The organism is Thioalkalivibrio sp. ALJT (assembly GCF_000381825.1).
Classification (GTDB): domain Bacteria; phylum Pseudomonadota; class Gammaproteobacteria; order Ectothiorhodospirales; family Ectothiorhodospiraceae; genus Thioalkalivibrio.
In genome coordinates this window covers 50,774-68,724 of sequence record NZ_KB907124.1, presented here as the reverse complement: position 1 = coordinate 68,724, position 17,951 = coordinate 50,774, and the positions used below count along the sequence as shown (strand labels likewise).

Below are 17,951 nucleotides of genomic sequence, written 5' to 3'. Positions count from 1 at the left end.
CCGCCCGAGGGAAACCGGGGCGGCCTTTTTGTTGGTGGAGCGGCTGACGACCGGTCTATTCGCGCACGGCGTCCAGCAGGCGGTCCAGGTTCTTGCGGAAGTTCTCCTGCTGGTCCGTGGCCGCAGTCTTGAAGCGGGTGTCCTGCTCCATCAGCGTCTGCAGGATGGGGCCTGCGGCCGTAATCGCCTGGTTCGCTTCGTCGGCAAACGGCAGCCCCGGGGCCTTCAGGCTTTCCCGCAGGGCCTCGATGAGCTGGCCCAGGCGCTGCCCCTGCGCGGATTGCTCCGGCGCATCGATTTGCCGGGTCTGTTCGTAGGCCTGCGCCATGCGGGAGACCTCGGTGCGTGTCATGCGCAGTTCCATGGACTGCAACTGCCCAGTGTCGAAGCGCAGGTCGGGCAACATCGCGAACGCCTGCTGTACATCGCCGTTGAAGAACTCGTCGGCCACCTGGCCCAGATCCCGGACCATGCCTTGCACCGCTCGCAACTCATCCGGTTCCAGGCTGCCCTGTACGGAAAAGCGGAACCCGCTCTCCTGGTAGCGGCTCACGTCCAGCCATGCAACGGCTGCATCCGGCCCGGACTCCAGCGCGAGCTGCGCGCGCGCATCCTGGATGCTCTGAAATTCGATGCGGATCTCGGCTCCGGATCGGGTCTGGATATTCAGCTCCAGGCTCTCCGCCCGTTGAAATCGCTCCGCACGCACGAAGCGGGCTTCTTCGGGGGCCGTCGTGGTCACCGGCTCGATGCCCAGTTTTTCCAGACCCGCGAAGATCAGGCGTTCCGTTTTATCCACGTCCGCGGCGACCTGCCCATTCAGGACGTTCAGGCCGGACAGGATCTCGCGCGCCTCGCGCAAGCCCTGTTCCACGCCGGCCGCTGCCTGTTCCTTCAGGTTGGCCAGCTCCGCCTCCGAGGCCCCTCGGGCGCGTGCATTGGCCAGGCCCAGTTCGACGAAGCCGACAACCCGCTCGGCCACCTTCTCCGGGGAAAAGTCGTTCGCATCCAGCCGTTTCAGGCTGCCGGGACTCTGCCCGGGCAGATGCTGCAATAGCTGATTCTGCAGCGTGCTCAAGCCGCGCGTTGCAGCCGCAGGACCCACCGGAGCGGCACCAGGGCCTTCGGAGCCGGTCCGCAGGTGGGCGGGTACGGTGCGGTTGGAAACGGAAAGGGGGCTATCGATGGTCATGGCAGTCACACACACGGGGGCGGGTACGGAGGGTAACGGCCGCGGGCGCGATATCTTGAGCCGGCGTTGCACCACCGGCCGAGCCTGCGCACACTGCCGGCCCTGTAACGCCGGCTGCCGCGAAGTCCGACGCCATGTTTAGAAGCCTGATCTACGACACCCTGATCCTGCGCCTGACCACGCAGTGGTATGCCGCCGTGTTCCAGCGTCTGGCGCCGGGGGCGACTGTACTGGACATCGGCGTGGGTACCGCAGGCGCCCTGCTCGCGCATGAGCGCTGGATACGCGAACGCGGGCTGCACGTGACCGGCATCGATATCGATGCGGACTATATCCGCCGTGCCCGTGCGCGGGTGCGTGCGGCGGCGCTGGAGGGTCGGGTCGAAGTCACCCTGGAGTCGGTGTACGACCACGCGGGCGGTCCCTACGAGGCGGTGTATTTCTCCGGGAGTTTCATGCTGCTGCCGGAGCCCGAACGGGCACTGCACCACTGCGCGGGCCTGCTGACCAACGCGGGGCGCGTCTACTTTACCCAGACTTTCCAGACACGGCGCTCGTGGCTGGTCGAGCGCATCAAACCCTGGCTACGGCGACTGACCACCATCGACTTCGGGCAGGTGACCTACGCAGCGGATTTCCGCGCGCATCTGACCAATGCCGGACTGACGATCGAGGAATGGATCACGCTGGATGAACACCACGGGCGCGCCGCCTGCCTGGTGATCGCGAAACCAACGCCCGCCGGGACCGACGGCGATCCCATCCCGGTTCATCGCCGCCGACCCTCGCAAGGCCCGGAATAGTCCGCAACGGTTGATCGTTTGCGCCGGGGCATGGTCGTAGCAGGAACACAATCACGGCCCGGGCCCCGCTTATGACCTCTTCCCCCGCCCCCCATGACCGCACGGTCGATCCCGCAGAAGTGGCACGCTACCGCGCCCTGGCCGAGATATGGTGGGAGCCCGAGGGCCGCCTGTGGCCGCTGCATGTGCTCAATGCTCTGCGTACGCAATACATCCGTGATCGGCTCTGCGCCGCGCTCGGCCGCGACCCGGCTCAACCGACCCCGCTTGCCGGGCTGCGCGTACTCGACACCGGTTGTGGTGGCGGCCTGCTGAGCGAGGCGATGGCCCGACTGGGCGCCGACGTACTGGGCGTGGACGTGGTCGCAAGCAACATCGCCGTTGCGCGCCAGCACGCGCGGGACACGGGGCTCCGCGTGCACTACGAACTGGCCACTGCCGAGGCCCTCGCCGGACGCGGCGAGCACTTCGATGTGGTCCTCAACATGGAGGTCGTCGAGCACGTGGCCGACCTGCCGGGCTTCCTGCAGGCCGTGCATCGGATGGTGCGGCCGGGCGGCCACAGCTTTGTCGCCACCATCAACCGCAACCCGGTATCCTACCTGGTGGCCATCCTTGGCGCCGAATACCTCTTCCGCATCCTGCCGCGAGGCACCCACCAGTGGCGGCGCTTCGTCACCCCCGCAGAGATGCTGGCCTTCTTCGCCCGCGACGGGCTCGAGCCGATGGCACGCATCGGTGTCAAGGTGAACCCGCTGACGCGGCGGATGTGGCTGTCCCGCTCGCTGAGCGTCAACTACATGCTGATGGCACACAAGCCCGCACTTGATGTGCAACGAGCGTCCGCGACTCGCCGGACGGGATGAGCCCGGCGAATCTCATCAAGGGAGCGGCGCCAATGGGGCACGGTGCGTTGCGCTACGCTCAACCACACCCTGCCCCTGGGGTGGCTGGGTGCCAGCCCGGGCGCAAACCCAGCCCGAGACGGGCTGAACGTCGTTTCTGATTACGAGCCCGCTATGGGCAGTTCACCGGTCCGGCTCCGGGAACAGGTCCAGCTGATGGCGGTCCGCCCGACTCTTTTGCGAACCGCCCCGCCCGCGGGCGGGGCGCCGGCTGCCGTGTCGATCCCGGATGGTCACGCTCTCACGCCGGGCCAGCGCCTCTCGTCGGATGTCCCGGAACCGCTCGCGGGCGCGCTGCGCCGCGTGCACATGATCCACCAGCGGGGCCGGATAATCGGCGCCGATGCGGCAACCAGCCCTGTGCTGCAAGGATTCCGGCATCCTCCATGGCTGGTGAATCCAGTCACCGGGTACCGCCGCCAGTTCGGGCACCCAGCGCCGGATGAAGCGTCCCTCCGCGTCCTGATCCTGTGACTGCTTCACCGGGTTGTAGATGCGCAGGGCATTGATGCCGGTCGTGCCCGACTGCATCTGCATCTGGCTGTAGTGGATGCCGGGCTCGTAGTCGGTGAACATTCGCGCCAGATGCCACGCAGGCTCGCGCCAGTGCAGCCACAGGTGGTAGGCGGCAAAGGCCACCACCATCGCCCGCATGCGGAAATTGATCCATCCATGGTCGCGCAGGGCCCGCATGCAGGCATCCACTAGCGGGAACCCCGTGTGGCCCGCCTGCCAGGCCTCGAAACGGTCGCGGTTAAAACCCTCCTCGCGCAGTCCGTCGCAGGCGCGATGCAGGTTGCGAAACTCGATCGAAGGCTGATCCTCTAGTTTCTGCATGAAGTGGCAATGCCAGTGCAACCGTTCCTCGAACTGGCGCAGTGAACGCTGCCAGGCCCGGCACGCCGGATCCGGCGTGCCGCGAAGCGCATGCCGACGCTCGCGGGTCGCCTGCAACACCCGCCGCAGGGAGAGCGTGCCATAGGCCAGATGCGGACTCAGGCGCGAGCTGGCCGTCCACGCGCGCTCCGGGCTGCTGATACCTCCGGCATAGTGGCGACCGCGCTCGCGCAGGAAATCGCGCAACACGTCGCGCCCGGCCTCCAGACCCGGTGGCTGGAGGTCAATCAGGGGCTCCGCCGCCACCGGCCCGGGGCAGTCGGGGAGTCGCTCGATCCCGCCGGCAACGCCTTCACAGCCAGTAATCGCCGCGGGCGCAGCCGCCGCGGGCGCGGCCATCAGCGCCTCCCATTGCGCGGCCCAGCCATCGCGTTTCCGCAGGCGGCGCACCACCCCGTGCTGTCGATATTCATGCCACGGTATGCCACGCGCCGACAGGCTGCGGGCCACCGCGCGGTCGCGAGCGAAGGTCCACTGGTTGCCCGTTTCCTGGTGGCTGTGCAGCGCCGCCACCGGCACAGTTGCACACAGCTGTTCGATCACGCCCGCGGCATCGCCATGACGCACGATCAGCGCCTGCCCCAGGCCGCGCAGCGCCCGATCCAGCGCCACCAGGCTGCCACGGATGAAATCCCAGTGGCGACGGCTGGTATCGGCCTGCTCCCAGTACTCCGGTTCGACGATATACAGCGGTAACACGCGACCAGTCCGTGCCGCCTGCACCAGCGGCACATGATCATCAATCCGCAGATCGCGCTTGAACCAGACCACCTGAACCGGCGATGCCATGTGAAATCTCCTCGCTAACGGGTTCCCCGACCCACTCGGGCCCCGCGGGCCAAAACGGGGGGTCCTTGCACCTGCGGCGTTCGTCGGGTTGTGTCGGTACACGGCCCACCCGATGCCGAGCGTGACCGGACGCGCCTGTGGCGCTGCGATTCTGGCTGCCGCAGACACCCCGAATGGTGATCGCCATACGTGCCGGCCTCGACACAAGCGCGCACTGGGGCCAACGCCCTCATCGACAGACCCTGCCCATTGCGCCCGGTTCCGACGCTTGGGCCCAGGGGAACTTGCGGGGTTTCGACCGGCCATAGCTCTTGTTTACGGGTGTGACCCTGCGCCTGCCCCTTCACCTACCAACAGGACCCGCCGCCATGAGCTACCGGACCCTGCTGATCACCGGCGCCACCGGCGGTATCGCCCGCGCCCTGCTGGGACAACTCCAGCCCGGGCGTGACCGCGCCGCACTGGTCGCACGCGACGCAACCACCCTGGCCGAACTCGCCGCAACGCTTCCGGCCGGACTTGAAGCCATCGCCATCGACGCGGACACCAGCACCCCGGAGGGTGCCGACGAAGCGGTGCAGGCCACCTCGGAACATTTCGGAACCGCCCCGGACTGTCTCGCCCACGGTGTCGGAAGCGCTCTGCTGGCGCCCCTGCACCGCACTACCGATCGCCAGTATCGAGACTGCGTGGCCGCCAACCAGGACAGCGCCTTCTTCACTCTCCGCGCCTGGGTCCGGGCGCGGCTGCAGGCTGACGCACCCGCGGGCAGCGCGGTCCTGTTCAGCTCGGTGGTCGCGCAGATCGGGATCTCCAATCACGAGGCCATCGCCATGGCCAAGGGCGCCATTGCCAGCCTGATCCCGGCCGCCGCAGCCACCTATTCCGCCCAGGGGCTGCGCATCAACGGCATTGCCCCGGGGCTGACCCGGACTGGGGCCACCGAACATCTGTTCGCGGCGCGTAATGCCGAGGCCCAAATCGCTGCACAATACCCGCTGCAGCGCTACGGCGAGGCCGACGACATCGCCCGCGCCGCGAACTGGCTGCTGTCCGATGCGGCTGCCTGGGTGACCGGGCAAGTGCTGTCCGTGGATGGTGGCTTCTCCCGCGTACGCCCCCTGGTACAACGCACATGAATCGCATCGCCATCATTGGGGCCGGCATCGCCGGGCTGGCGGCCGCACGTGACCTGAGCACGCGCGGCTACACCTGTACCGTATTCGAGAAAAGCCGCGGGCTGGGCGGGCGCATGGCAACCCGACACGCCGGCCCACTGCGTTTCGATCACGGCGCCCAGTACTTCACCGCGCGTGGCCCCTCTCTGCAGACGCGGGTGCGCACCTGGCAAGCGCTCGGGACTGTCGCCGCGTGGGCACCCGGCCGCCTGGTGGGCTGCCCGGACATGACGGCGCCAGCGCACGCCCTGGCCCGCGGCCTCACCATCCATTACGAATGCCGCATCACCCAACTGCTGTCGACCGCCGAAGGCTGGCGCCTGCAGGCCGACCCGGCCACCTGCGCCCGTCCCGCCGAGCTCGAGGGCGTATTCGCGGCAGTACTGCTGGCCATCCCGGCCCCGCAGGCTGCGGCCCTGGCCAACACCGCGGAGGTTGGGCTGCCCGAACTGGAGCACGTACGCTACGCGCCCACGGTGACGCTGATGGCGGCCTTCGACCATCCCCTGACCGGGATCGCCGACACCCTCCAGCCTGCATGCAGTCCGCTCGCCTGGATTGCGCGCAACCACTCAAAACCCGAGCGCCCGGCTCAGCCCGAGACCCTGGTGGCCCACGCCGGCGCCGAATGGTCACGTGCGCATATCGAGGCCGACCCGGAGACGCTGGCCGAACCCCTTGTAGAGGCCCTCCGACCCTATGTGGGCGGTGCGGAGCCCATTCATCGCCAGGTTCATCGCTGGCTGTACGCCCGGGTCGAACAGGCTGCCGGCCAGCCCTGCCTGTGGCATGCCGAGCGGCGTCTGGGAGCCTGTGGCGACTGGGCCCTGGGCGCTCGTGTCGAGGCCGCCTTCGACAGCGGCGAGGCCCTGGCCGCTGCCGTCGCCGACAGCCTGCCTCCATGCCGGTGACACGCCCCGGGAGCACACCATGACCTCCTCGCGGTTCACACCCGCCCTGAACGCCGCACGGGCACGTCTCGATGCCTTTGCGCCCCGGGCCGGGCGCCACTACGCGGCCGAACGCAACCGCGACTCCGGGCCGGAGTGCCGCGACAATGTGTCCCTGCTGTCTCCGTACATCCGCCACCGCGCGCTTACGGAACACGAAGTCCTGGCCAAGGTGTTACAGCACCACACGCCGGAAGCCGCGGAGAAATTCATCCAGGAGGTGTTCTGGCGCACGTACTGGAAGGGCTGGCTACAAATGCGGCCACGGGTCTGGCGATCCTTTCTGGATGAATGCGCCAACCAGAAGGCACGCCTGGCACACGAGCCCGGACTGCGCGCGGCGGTCATGGCGGCCGAACAGGGCCGCACTGGCGTGGAAGGCTTTGACGACTGGGCACATGAACTGGTGCAGACTGGCTACCTGCACAACCACGCCCGTATGTGGTTCGCCTCGATCTGGACCTTCACCCTGCAACTGCCGTGGACGCTGGGGGCCGATTTCTTTCTTCGCCACCTTCTTGACGCCGACCCGGCCTCGAACACCCTGGGCTGGCGCTGGGTCGCCGGCATCCAGACCCCGGGCAAGACTTACCGCGCCGATCCCGACAATATCGCGCGTTTCAGCGACCACCGCTTCCGACCCTCCAGGCTCGCGCGCGAGGCTCACCCGCTGCCCGCCGCCCCACCCCCGGACCCGACCCCGCCGGGCACGGCGCGCCACCTGCCACCTGGCGAACCCGTGCTGCTGCTATTGCATGGCGACGACCTCTGCGGTGATGCGTTGCTTCCCGCCCCAACCCGCGTGGCCGCAGTCCGAATCGCAGCCGGGGGGCACACGCAGCACCCCTGGCCCTTCGGGAACCCTGCCGCGGAATGGGTGGCCCGCCTCGCCGCCGATGCCAAGGCGCACGTCGAGAATGCACGGCAGTGTCCCACCGAAGGACTCGCCGCACTCGATGCCGCCGCCCTGCAACAGGCCTGCGCAGAGACGGACGTGCACGTAATCGCCACCCCCGAGGCCCCGGTTGGACCGTTGGCCGACGGACTGGAACAGCTGGCCCGCGAACTGGCACCCACAGGCATCGAACTGATTCCGCTGCGCCGCCGCTGGGATGCGCTTGCCTGGCCGCACGCCACCCACGGCTTTTTCCGTTTCAAGCACCAGATTCCGGAACTGCTGACCGCCAACGGTCTTTTGTAACCGTTTGTCCTGAACAACGCGCACAACGCGAGAAAGGAAAACCTGATGCGCAACGAGCGTCCGCGACTCGCCGGGTCCCAGTCCCAGAACCGGATGAGCCCGGCGAATCTCATCAAGGGAACTGCGCTAACGGGGCACGGTGCGTCGCGCTACACTCAACCACACCCTGTCACGGCGGTGGCTGGGCGCAAGCCCTGCCCGAGACGGGCTGAACGTCGCCTCCAACCAAGAAAGAAAAAGCCGCCCGACCACCACCTTGAACAAGGCGTGCCCGAACGGCTTTGATCAAGCGCCCGAATCGGCGCCGATCGATCTCCGGCGTGATCTACGCTGCCGGTTTACCACTCAAAACCACCCGACTCTTCCTCGAAGCCTGCCACCTGTTGCAGAACCTCTTCCAGGATCCCCGGCGAACGCCGCAACGTCATAAAGCTGTTCGGCCCCATCATGCCGAGGTCCGGCCAGTGAATCGCGGTGCGGAAGCGCATGTGCAGGGCCTCGATGTTTCCATCGTGCACGAGGATCTCGTAGGGCAGATACGCCGTATGCCGGAGCTCGTTGACATCAATGGTCTCCAGCTTGAAGAGATCCGATGCAGCCTCCGGTGCACCGCGGTCTTCACGCACGGACACACCGTATACCGTCACGTCCGCATTGGGGATCTCCAGCTTGTAAATCTTTTCGACCCCGCTCTCTCCCGATGCCAGCCCGCTCTCCAGCAGCGTCGTGGCCGCATCGCTGTTTCCATGGCTTCCCAGCTCGTAGGGATCATCGAAACGTTCCATGCCGAACGTATAGCGATAACGGTTCAGTTCCCGCTGCGACATGCCGTCATCGGACCCGAAGGTTTTCTCGTGCCCGATCACGCCTTCCAGCGCGCCCTGCACCGCCGACACGTCCTGGTCCACGCGATACGCGTGCCGGAAATACTCCAGGTTGTTGTAACTCACCTGGACGTTACCATCGACTTCGGTGATCGCGACGCGTACCGGCGCCAGATAGGCCGAGCGCGGATTGGCTTCGGCCAGCGCCAGCAGGTCATCATGCGTCGCCACGACCACATGGGAAGTCGAACTTACCGGGTATTCACCAAGGATTTGGAATCCACCCTCTTCCAGCGACCCAGAAACACGTTCCGTGACCTGCTCCACGTTTCCATCTGCCGCCCTTTCGCCCAGTACAAAAGGCTTCAGTGGCTCGGCGGCTACCGCCCCGGATGCCATCAGTGCCATCCCCATGACACTCCAGAACGTTCCATTAATAACTGCTCGGTGCTCAACCATTTTCGGATCCTCCTTATGGTGTATGGTCGCTACGCCTTTGACAGGCGTTTTGATGACCGGACCGACTTGCGGCTAGAACCGATAGCCAATCCCCACTTCGAATTCATATTGCGTCATCTCGATTTCCACATCCTGTTCTTCGAAGAACGCGTGTTGCCCTCGAACCGATTCTCGCGGCGCATACATGGCGGCAAAACTCAGCTCCCAGTTATCACCCGCCGCGCGCGTCGCGCCCACGGTGTAATGTTCCCGGGTTACCCCGGGGGCAAGGATGTTCAGGGTAACTTCGTCCGGCTCGACCGGGTTGTCCCCGTAGTTATAGCCGGCGCGGAATGTCCAGTTACCGCGGGTCTCATATTGCACCCCGACCTTGAAGACATCCACATCATCCCAGCCAAAACCGGGACCCTCCGATGAACCCAGGCGTGCGCCATCTTCGGTCAGATTCGTAACCGAATTCGTAATCGAACTCACATCGGAATAATTGATGCGGGAATAATCGGCAGCAAGGGTGAGCTGCGGCGTCAGGTAGATCGCGCCACCGACACCCCAGGTCGACGGGATATCGAAATTACCCTGCTCCGCAAACAGTCCCCGATAGTCATCAAAGCCCTCGTGCCGCTGCTTGGACTGATAGCTGGCGCCCAAAGAGCCCCACTGCCCGATGTCAGTCTGAACACCAACCCGAACCCCGTAGCCAAAGCTGTCGTCGGTCTCGTTGTCAGAAACATGTTCGGGGCTCTCACTCAGGTCCCCGAAATTCGAAAGCCCGCGGGCCGAGAATTGTTGGTAGCTGACCAGCGGGCTGACCCCCACTCGCCATTGCCCTTCCTCGCCGAAGCTCGTGGCAAACGTCGGCATCACCATCAATTGCAGGAGATCCACCCCGGCAGCGCCGTCACAGAATGGCCCGGTCTGGTTACCGACCTCGGAGCCAAACGGGCCTTCACAGCCTTCCGTATTATCAAACGCCGGATAATTGGTGTTCAGGCCCCCATTGCCCACGACCGTCAAACCCCAGGATGACCGGTCATTAATCTGCCGAACAAACCCGAACGACGGAATAAGAAACATGCGTTCACGGCTTTCGACCGATTCGCCATTACTGTTAAGCGGGACGAGGGTTGCCGGAACAAGGGACAGGAAAAGATTGTCGGTGGCTTGTATAACATCAAGATCCGCCAGACCATCAAGGGCACCGATCAATCCGTCCGCCAGGTTTTCACCCGTAAGCTCGAGGTTCTCAAGAACCGGGCCGGGATCTGTTATATCAAGGCCATCGCCGAAGACCTCATAGGAGCGTTCGGGCCTGAAGTATGCGAGCGCACCGTCGACCCGACTTTCCATGCCCGCGATCCCAGCCGGGTTGGTTGCAGGCGCGAAGGAATCATGTGAAAGCGCCATCCCGACGCCGCCCATACCTTTCGACTGGGTTCCGAACCCATGCGCAAAGTAACCGTTGGTCGCGTGAGAAACACCGCTCGCCCCTACTAGTAACGCAACCGATGCAGCCAAGACCGAGCGTTTAATCACCTTATGCCCCATGACATCCTCCTAGGATGGATCTGAATTCTTCGTGTTATATGAGCGTTTCAGTTGCATCAGGCACTGACAACCACTCGTGGGAGACCCGAGGACCCGGTCGAGAACCTACCGTGCATCCTTTATTGCGCTGGAGGTCGAGCCCTGGCCACCTGAGCGCATACATCATGCTATTGGCGGGGGGATGCAAAAAGCACGATACCCTTAAGGCTAATACTTTATAAATAGGGGGTGCCAACGCGATGCGCTATCCAGAAATAAACCAATATAGGGGTATTGTTATATCCGAATTGACTAATCTAGTGATGTTATGAATTGTTGTAGAGGTGCGCAGGAGACAGGAATACCGCAGGACAGGCCCATATCAGGGCGCGTCATGAATCATTCCGGGCGCAAAAGCGTAATCGCAACCTACTGAATAAAAAAGGAGAAAAACGAACAGACCAATACAGTCAGGAACCATGGGCCATCTCATCCCGCCCGTACCGGGAACGGAGTCCGAACGACGGATAACACAGTCAGATGGACGACGACACCCCGACACGCGCCGGGCCGCTGGCAGCCGAAACACCGGGGCAACGACACCTGGCCATACGGCAGGAATATCGGCCGGGACAGCACGCCCCCGTCCAGCGAGGACCGTGACGCGGCGCTCGGAACACGCTGAGGAACGCACACACTCACCCGGGTTCTTGCGCCTGCCCAGTAGCTGTTTTTATATACAGTATATGCACACCGCCCTGCCCTCTCAGGCCGCAAAGCCGGCATATGCCGAGCTGACCAGCGTCAGCAACTTCTCGTTCCTGCGCGGGGCCTCGCACCCGGAGGAGCTGGTGGAGCGGGCCCGGGCGCTGGGCTACCGCGCGCTGGCGCTGACCGATATCGCCTCGCTGGCCGGCGTGGTCCGCGCCCATGCGGCGGCGAAGGACTGCGGCCTGCACCTGATCCTGGGGGCGACCTTCCGGCTGGCGCACGGCCCCGTCCTGACCCTGCTGGTACGTAATGCGGCGGGCTATGCCGCGCTGTGCCGGCTGATCACCCGGGCGCGCGGGGCGGCGGACAAGGGGCACTACCACCTGGCGCAGGCGGATCTCGACGCCCTGCCCGCCGAGACGCGCGCCGGCTGGCACGTCCTGCTGCGTATCGAACCCGAGATCCCGGAACCGACGCTCGCCGACGCGGCCCGCTGGCTGGCCGGATGGGCCGCTTCGGGGCAGGCCCATCTGGCGGTCAGCCAGCTGCGCACGCCGGACGATGCCACGCTCGCGACCCGCGCCCGGCAACTCGCCGAGACGGCGAGCCTCCCGATCGTCGCCTGCGGCGATGTGTACATGCACGCTCGCGGCCGGCGTGCCCTGCAGGACGTGCTGACCGCGCTGCGTCTGCGCACCACGGTTGCCGAGGCGGCCCCGGCGCGCTTCCCCAACGGCGAGCGCTGCCTGCGCCCGCGCGACGACCTGGCGGCGTTGTATCCCGCCACCTGGCTCGCGGCCAGTGTGCGCATCGCGCAGGACTGCGACTTCTCGCTGGACGCAGTCACCTACCGCTACCCGACCGATCCCCTGCCCCGGGACACAAGCCCGACCGCCTACCTGCGCGAGGAGACCCTGAAGGGGGCGCGTGGCCGCTGGCCCGACGGCATCCCGCCGAAGGTGGCCGAGCAGATCGATCGCGAGCTCGGGATCATCGCGCAGCTCGGCTACGAGCCCTACTTCCTGACGGTCTACGACATCGTGCGCTTTGCCCGTAGCCGCAGGATCCTGTGCCAGGGACGCGGCTCGGCGGCGAATTCCGCCGTTTGTTATGCCCTCGGTATCACGGCGGTGGATCCCTCGCGCTCCAGCATGCTGTTCGAACGCTTCATCTCCGCCGAGCGTGGCGAGCCACCGGATATCGATGTCGACTTCGAGCACGAGCGCCGCGAGGAGGTGATCCAGTACATCTACCAGCGCTACGGTCGCAAGCGCGCGGCGCTGGCCTGCACGGTGATCCGCTACCGCCGGCGCAGCGCCCTGCGCGACGTCGGCCGCGCCCTGGGCATCTCGCGCGCGCGGCTGGATGCGCTGACCGCCAACCTCGCCTGGTGGGACGACGGCATCCCCGCCGAGCGCCTGCGCGAGGTCGGGCTGGACCCGGACGGCGCCCTGGCCCGGCAGTGGCAGGCGCTGACCGCCGAGCTGCTGGGCTTCCCCCGCCACCTGTCGCAGCACACCGGCGGCTTCGTGATCGCCGAGGGCCGGCTGGACGAGCTGGTGCCGATCGAGAATGCGGCCATGCCGGAGCGCTCGGTAATCCAGTGGGACAAGGACGACCTCGACGCGGTGGGGCTGTTGAAGATCGACGTGCTGGCGCTGGGCATGCTCTCCTGCGTGCGCCGCGCGCTGGAGCTGATGGCGCGTCACCGGGGCCGCGACTGGGGCCTGGCCGACATCCCCGCCGAGGACCCGGCGGTCTACCGCATGCTGCAGAAGGCCGACACCCTGGGCGTGTTCCAGATCGAGTCGCGCGCGCAGATGAGCATGCTGCCGCGCCTGAAACCGGCGAACTTCTACGACCTGGTGATCGAGATCGCCATCGTGCGCCCCGGCCCGATCCAGGGCGAGATGGTGCACCCGTACCTGAAACGCCGCGCCCACCCGGAGCGGGTGCGTTATCCGAATGCCGAGATCCGGCGGGTGCTGGGGCGCACCCTGGGTGTGCCGATCTTCCAGGAGCAGGTGATCGAGCTGGCGATGGTCGCAGCCGGCTTCTCCGCCGGCGAGGCGGACGGGCTGCGCCGCGCGATCGGGGCCTGGCGCCGTACCGGCCAGCTCGCACGCTACCGCGAGCGCCTGATGGACGGGATGCGGCAACGCGGCTATCCGGAGAAGTTCGCCGAGCAGCTCTACAAACAGATCCTCGGCTTTGGCGAGTACGGCTTCCCCGAGTCGCACTCGGCCAGCTTTGCGCTGATCACCTATGTCTCGTCCTGGCTCAAGTGCCATGAGCCGGCGATCTTTGCCTGCGCCCTGCTGAACAGCCAGCCGATGGGCTTCTACGCCCCGGCACAGATCGTCGCCGACGCCCGCCGCCACGGCGTGGAGGTGCGCCCGGTGGATGTGCGCTGCAGTGACTGGGCCTGCACGGTGGAACCGGTGGCCGGGGGCGACGCGCTGGCCCTGCGCCTGGGCCTGAACCGGGTTGGCGGGCTCGCGCAGGCCGTGGCCGAGCGTGTTGTCGCCGCGCGCGCCGAGCTCCCGTTCACGGACGTTCCGGATCTGGTGGCCCGCGCCGCACTGACCCGCGCCCAGGCCAACCGCCTCGCCCGCGCCGATGCCCTGAAGGGGCTGGCCGGCCACCGCCATCAGGCGCGCTGGGCGACCGAGGCGGTGGAGGAACCCCTGCCCCTGTTCGCCGACGCCCCGGCGGAGACGGTGCGCGAGGCCGACGTGACCCCGCTCCTGCCGCGCCCGGATGCGGTGGATGACCTGGTGCAGGATTACGCCACCCAGGGCCTGAGCCTGGGCCCGCACCCGCTGGCGCTGATGCGCCCGTTCCTGGATCAGCGCCGACTGGCCACCGCCGCCCGGCTACTGGAGCATCCCGGTCACAGCGGGGCGCGCTATGCCGGGCTGGTGATCACCCGCCAGCGGCCCGGCTCGGCCAACGGCACGGTGTTCCTGACCTTGGAGGACGAAACCGGCACGCTGAACCTGATCGTCTGGCCGGACCGGGTGGAGCGCTTTCGCGCCGAGGTCCTGCACGGCCGCCTGCTGGAGGCCCACGGAGAATGGCAGTACAGCGACGGGGTCGGCCATCTGATCGTGCAGCGCCTGATCGACCGCAGCGCCTGGCTGGGCGAGCTGACCACCCGCTCCCGCGACTTCGGCTGATCGGCATTCGTCATCCGCAACAGCGACTAAAAGACCGGGGCCTTATTCACCACGAAGCTCACGAAGGCACGAAGGAAAAGGGCGTGGGAACCACAGAGCACACGGAGTCCACCGAGAATTCCCGGGATGCATCGCTGAATCGATCACGCGAAACAGCTCTGGTTGGACAGGCATGATCTTTCGGCCTGACATCCCCGGCCCGGAAAACACCTCAGCCAGCGCGGCCGGAGAGGTGGCCGATGCGCTGGGTGAGTTTTTCCCAGGCGCCCTCCAGGGCGGCCAGCGGGTCGCGACGGCGCAGGGCCCGGCGCGAGTGGATCCACTGGCCGGTCGGCCCGGCCGGTTCGGTATCGTGCGCGGCCTCGATGATGCGTGCGACGACGGCGAACTGGTTGTACTCCTCCAGCACGCGACGGCGGGCCTCGAGGATGTGCGGCAGCCGCTGTTCGTATTCGTTGTCGCGGATCGCGCGGCGAATGCGCTCGGCCGTCCCATCGACATCGTCGATGTCGATGGCAATGAAGCTCTCCGGCGGGAAGTAGTCCGCGGCATTCGGCGCGCCGTAGTAGAACGGCAGGGTCGCGCCGAGGAAGGCATCGGCCAGCTTCTCGGTCCAGTGATGCGGCCCCACGTAGTTCTCCACCGCGACGTGATAGCGGTACGCATCCAGGCACTCGGCCTTGTCGTCCAGCGGCTGTAAGCCCTTGCCGAAGATCTCCAGCTCGGGCAGTTGGGCCCTCAGCGCCCAGGTGAAGTCATAGCGCCGCCGATGCAGGGTATGGCGCTGGCGCTTGGCGGAGCACATGGTGGCGATCTCGCGGGTCTTCCCCAGCGGCGGGTGTGCCCGCATCTCGTTGTACGGCCGTTCACCCTGACTGCCGAAGCCGTAGTACCAGATCATTCCCTGCTGGGAATGGATGCGCCGACGGTGCTTGAGCGCCCATTCCGGGTGCGAGGTCAGCACCCGGCCGAACTGGCGGGTAAAGCGCCGGCCGTAGGACTTGATCGAGGGCGGCTCCATGGTCACCAGCAGGGTGCGCTCGGCGCCACAGGCGAGGCGTTCGCTGTAATGCCGGTTGCGCCCGGTGTTGGACGGGAATTCGTCGTACACCACCAGCCAGTCGTACGCGGTGGCCTGCGGGTCGAAGGTGAACTCGCAGCGCCCCCAGCGCGCCTCGCCGTCCGGCAGCTGGTGGCGCCAGATCGACTCGCGCATGGTCGACAGGAACTTGACCCGGATCGGGTCTGCCGGCGAATCGCTCACCGGCTGGCTCACCGGTTGGCTCCGCCGTGTTCCAGAAACTCGGCATAGGCCCCGGCCAGCCCTTCGTCGAGCCCGATACGGGCCTTCCAGCCCAGCGCCGCGAGGCGCGAGACGTCCAGCTGTTTGCGCGGGGTACCGTCCGGCTTCGAGCGGTCAAAGCGCAGCTCGCCCCGGAAGCCGACCACGCCGGCCACCCGCTGCGCGAGTTCGGCAATGGTCAGGTCCTCGCCCGTGCCCACGTTGATGTGGCTCAGCATCGGCTCGGTGTGCTCCGCATAGGTGGTCTGGTCGAGGTTCATCACATGCACACAGGCCCCTGCCATATCGTCCACGTGCAGGAACTCGCGGCGCGGGGTGCCACTGCCCCAGACGGTCACGTGATCGGCGCCGGCCTGTTTCGCCTCGTGAAAGCGCCGGATCAGCCCGGGGATCACGTGGCTGTTCTCCGGGTGGTAGTTGTCGCCCGGGCCGTACAGGTTGGTCGGCATGACCGAGCGGTAGTCCGTGCCGTACTGACGGTTGTAGCTCTCGCACAGCTTGATGCCGGCGATCTTGGCGATGGCGTAGGGCTCGTTGGTCGGTTCCAGCGGCCCGGTCAGCAGGGCCGCCTCCGCGATCGGCTGCGGGGCCTCGCGCGGGTAGATGCAGCTGGAGCCGAGAAACAGCAGCCGCCGCACACCGGCGCCGTGGGCGGCGTGAATCACGTTGGTCTGGATCGCCAGGTTATCGCGGATGAACTCGGCCGGATAAGTGTTGTTGGCGTGAATCCCGCCCACCTTCGCCGCCGCCAGGTACACCTGGTCCGGGCGTTCCACGCGCATGAAGGCCTCCACCGCGGCCTGATCGGTCAGATCGAGCTCGGCGTGGGTGCGGGTCAGCAGCTCCACGCCCGGCCAGTCCTCGAGCTGGCGGCAGATCGCGCTGCCCACCATCCCCCGGTGCCCGGCGACGAAGACGCGCTGCGGCCTATTCATGGTGACTCAGGGTGCGGTAGCCGTGCTCACGCACGAGTTCGTCGCGCTCGGCGCTCTGGAGGTCCTCGCGCACCATCTCGGCCACCAGTTCGTCGAAGCGGATGCGCGGCTCCCAGCCGAGCTCGCGCCTGGCCTTGCGGGCATCGCCCAGCAGGGTCTCGACCTCGGTGGGCCGGAAATAGCGCGGGTCCACCGACACAATGCAGCGGCCCTTGTCGTCAAAGCCCTGCTCGTCCACGCCCTCGCCGCGCCACTCGATGCGCATGCCCAGCTCGTGGGCTGCGGCGTCGATGAAGTCGCGCACGCTGTGCTGTTCGCCGGTGGCGATCACGTAGTCGTCCGGGGTGTCCTGCTGCAGCATCAGCCACTGCATCTCGACGTAGTCGCGGGCATGGCCCCAGTCGCGTTTCGCGTCCAGGTTGCCGAGGTACAGCCGCTCCTGCAGCCCGAGTTTGATGCGCGCGAGGGCGCGGGTGATCTTGCGGGTGACGAAGGTCTCGCCGCGCACCGGGGATTCGTGGTTGAACAGGATGCCGTTGCAGGCGTACATGCCGTAGGCCTCGCGGTAGTTGACCACGATCCAGTAGGCATACAGCTTGGCCACCGCATAGGGGCTGCGCGGGTAGAACGGGGTGGTCTCGTCCTGCGGCGTGGCCTGCACCTTGCCGTAGAGTTCCGAGGTGCTCGCCTGGTAGAAGCGCGTGGTCTGCTCCATGCCGAGGATGCGGATCGCCTCCAGCAGACGCAGGGTGCCCAGGGCATCGGAGTTGGCGGTGTATTCCGGCTCCTCGAAGGAGACCGCCACGTGCGACTGCGCGGCCAGGTTATAGATCTCGTCCGGCTGTACCTGCTGGATGATGCGGATCAGGCAGGTGGAGTCGGTCAGATCACCGTGGTGGAGGATGAAGCGGCGATCGCTCTCGTGCGGGTCCTGATACAGATGGTCGATGCGATCGGTATTGAACAGCGAGGAACGACGCTTGATGCCGTGCACCTCGTAGCCCTTGTCCAGCAGGAACTCGGCCAGGTAGGCCCCGTCCTGCCCGGTGATCCCGGTGATCAATGCCACTCTGGCCATGCCGACTCCCGCTGCCGGGCGGC

The 17,951-nt window shown here is 66.5% G+C and carries 13 protein-coding genes; 6 read left to right on the top strand and 7 right to left on the bottom strand.

All coding sequences use genetic code 11. The features are described 5' to 3' along the window. Window positions 1-55 precede the first annotated feature (55 nt). Window positions 56-1,192 (bottom strand): DUF5610 domain-containing protein, encoded by a 1,137-nt coding sequence (locus tag G332_RS0106085; RefSeq protein WP_026340653.1) that lies wholly within the window; start codon window positions 1,190-1,192, stop codon window positions 56-58. 134 nt (window positions 1,193-1,326) lie between these two features. Here G332_RS0106085 and G332_RS0106080 point away from each other — a divergent pair, with 134 nt between their 5' ends. Continuing rightward, window positions 1,327-1,995, top strand: coding sequence for a bifunctional 2-polyprenyl-6-hydroxyphenol methylase/3-demethylubiquinol 3-O-methyltransferase UbiG (locus G332_RS0106080; protein WP_019626113.1), 669 nt, complete (start codon window positions 1,327-1,329; stop codon window positions 1,993-1,995). A gap of 71 nt (window positions 1,996-2,066) precedes the next feature. After that, on the top strand, window positions 2,067-2,861 hold the full coding sequence (gene ubiG / locus G332_RS0106075; protein ID WP_019626112.1) for a bifunctional 2-polyprenyl-6-hydroxyphenol methylase/3-demethylubiquinol 3-O-methyltransferase UbiG: 795 nt from the start codon (window positions 2,067-2,069) through the stop codon (window positions 2,859-2,861). A 162-nt stretch (window positions 2,862-3,023) separates the two neighbouring features. On the opposite strand, the gene G332_RS0106070 is transcribed toward ubiG, so the two are convergent. Beyond that, window positions 3,024-4,586, bottom strand: a complete 1,563-nt coding sequence (locus tag G332_RS0106070; protein ID WP_019626111.1) for a deoxyribodipyrimidine photo-lyase — start codon at window positions 4,584-4,586, stop codon at window positions 3,024-3,026. Between the two features lie 368 nt (window positions 4,587-4,954). On the opposite strand from G332_RS0106070, the gene G332_RS0106065 reads away from it, so the two are divergent. From G332_RS0106065 to G332_RS0106055, 3 genes are read left to right on the top strand one after another with little or no spacing between them, the layout of a single operon-like run. Further along, a complete protein-coding gene (locus G332_RS0106065; protein WP_019626110.1) occupies window positions 4,955-5,725 on the top strand; it encodes an SDR family NAD(P)-dependent oxidoreductase in 771 nt (256 codons plus the stop codon). After that, complete coding sequence (locus G332_RS0106060; protein WP_019626109.1) at window positions 5,722-6,675, top strand: NAD(P)/FAD-dependent oxidoreductase; 954 nt, start codon at window positions 5,722-5,724, stop codon at window positions 6,673-6,675. The genes G332_RS0106065 and G332_RS0106060 overlap by 4 nt, the downstream gene beginning before the upstream one ends. Before the next feature lie 19 nt (window positions 6,676-6,694). Then, complete coding sequence (locus G332_RS0106055) at window positions 6,695-7,915, top strand: FAD-binding domain-containing protein (RefSeq protein ID WP_019626108.1); 1,221 nt, start codon at window positions 6,695-6,697, stop codon at window positions 7,913-7,915. Window positions 7,916-8,253: 338 nt separating this feature from the next. Here the strand turns inward: G332_RS0106055 and G332_RS0106050 are convergent, their stop codons facing one another. After that, a complete protein-coding gene (locus G332_RS0106050) occupies window positions 8,254-9,147 on the bottom strand; it encodes a hypothetical protein (RefSeq protein ID WP_019626107.1) in 894 nt (297 codons plus the stop codon). A 123-nt stretch (window positions 9,148-9,270) separates the two neighbouring features. After that, window positions 9,271-10,743 (bottom strand): OmpP1/FadL family transporter, encoded by a 1,473-nt coding sequence (locus tag G332_RS0106045; protein ID WP_038059559.1) that lies wholly within the window; start codon window positions 10,741-10,743, stop codon window positions 9,271-9,273. 725 nt (window positions 10,744-11,468) lie between these two features. Between G332_RS0106045 and G332_RS0106040 the strand changes: the two genes are divergently transcribed. Beyond that, window positions 11,469-14,612, top strand: a complete 3,144-nt coding sequence (locus G332_RS0106040) for an error-prone DNA polymerase (RefSeq protein WP_019626104.1) — start codon at window positions 11,469-11,471, stop codon at window positions 14,610-14,612. Window positions 14,613-14,823: 211 nt separating this feature from the next. Here the strand turns inward: G332_RS0106040 and G332_RS0106035 are convergent, their stop codons facing one another. From G332_RS0106035 to gmd, 3 genes are read right to left on the bottom strand one after another with little or no spacing between them, the layout of a single operon-like run. Next, window positions 14,824-15,876, bottom strand: a complete 1,053-nt coding sequence (locus G332_RS0106035) for a glycosyltransferase family 10 domain-containing protein (protein WP_026340649.1) — start codon at window positions 15,874-15,876, stop codon at window positions 14,824-14,826. Window positions 15,877-15,884: 8 nt separating this feature from the next. After that, window positions 15,885-16,850: a GDP-L-fucose synthase gene (locus tag G332_RS0106030; RefSeq protein WP_019626102.1), complete on the bottom strand. Its 966-nt coding sequence runs from the start codon at window positions 16,848-16,850 to the stop codon at window positions 15,885-15,887. After that, window positions 16,843-17,928, bottom strand: a complete 1,086-nt coding sequence (gmd, locus tag G332_RS0106025) for a GDP-mannose 4,6-dehydratase (protein WP_019626101.1) — start codon at window positions 17,926-17,928, stop codon at window positions 16,843-16,845. The genes G332_RS0106030 and gmd overlap by 8 nt, the downstream gene beginning before the upstream one ends. Window positions 17,929-17,951 lie beyond the last annotated feature (23 nt).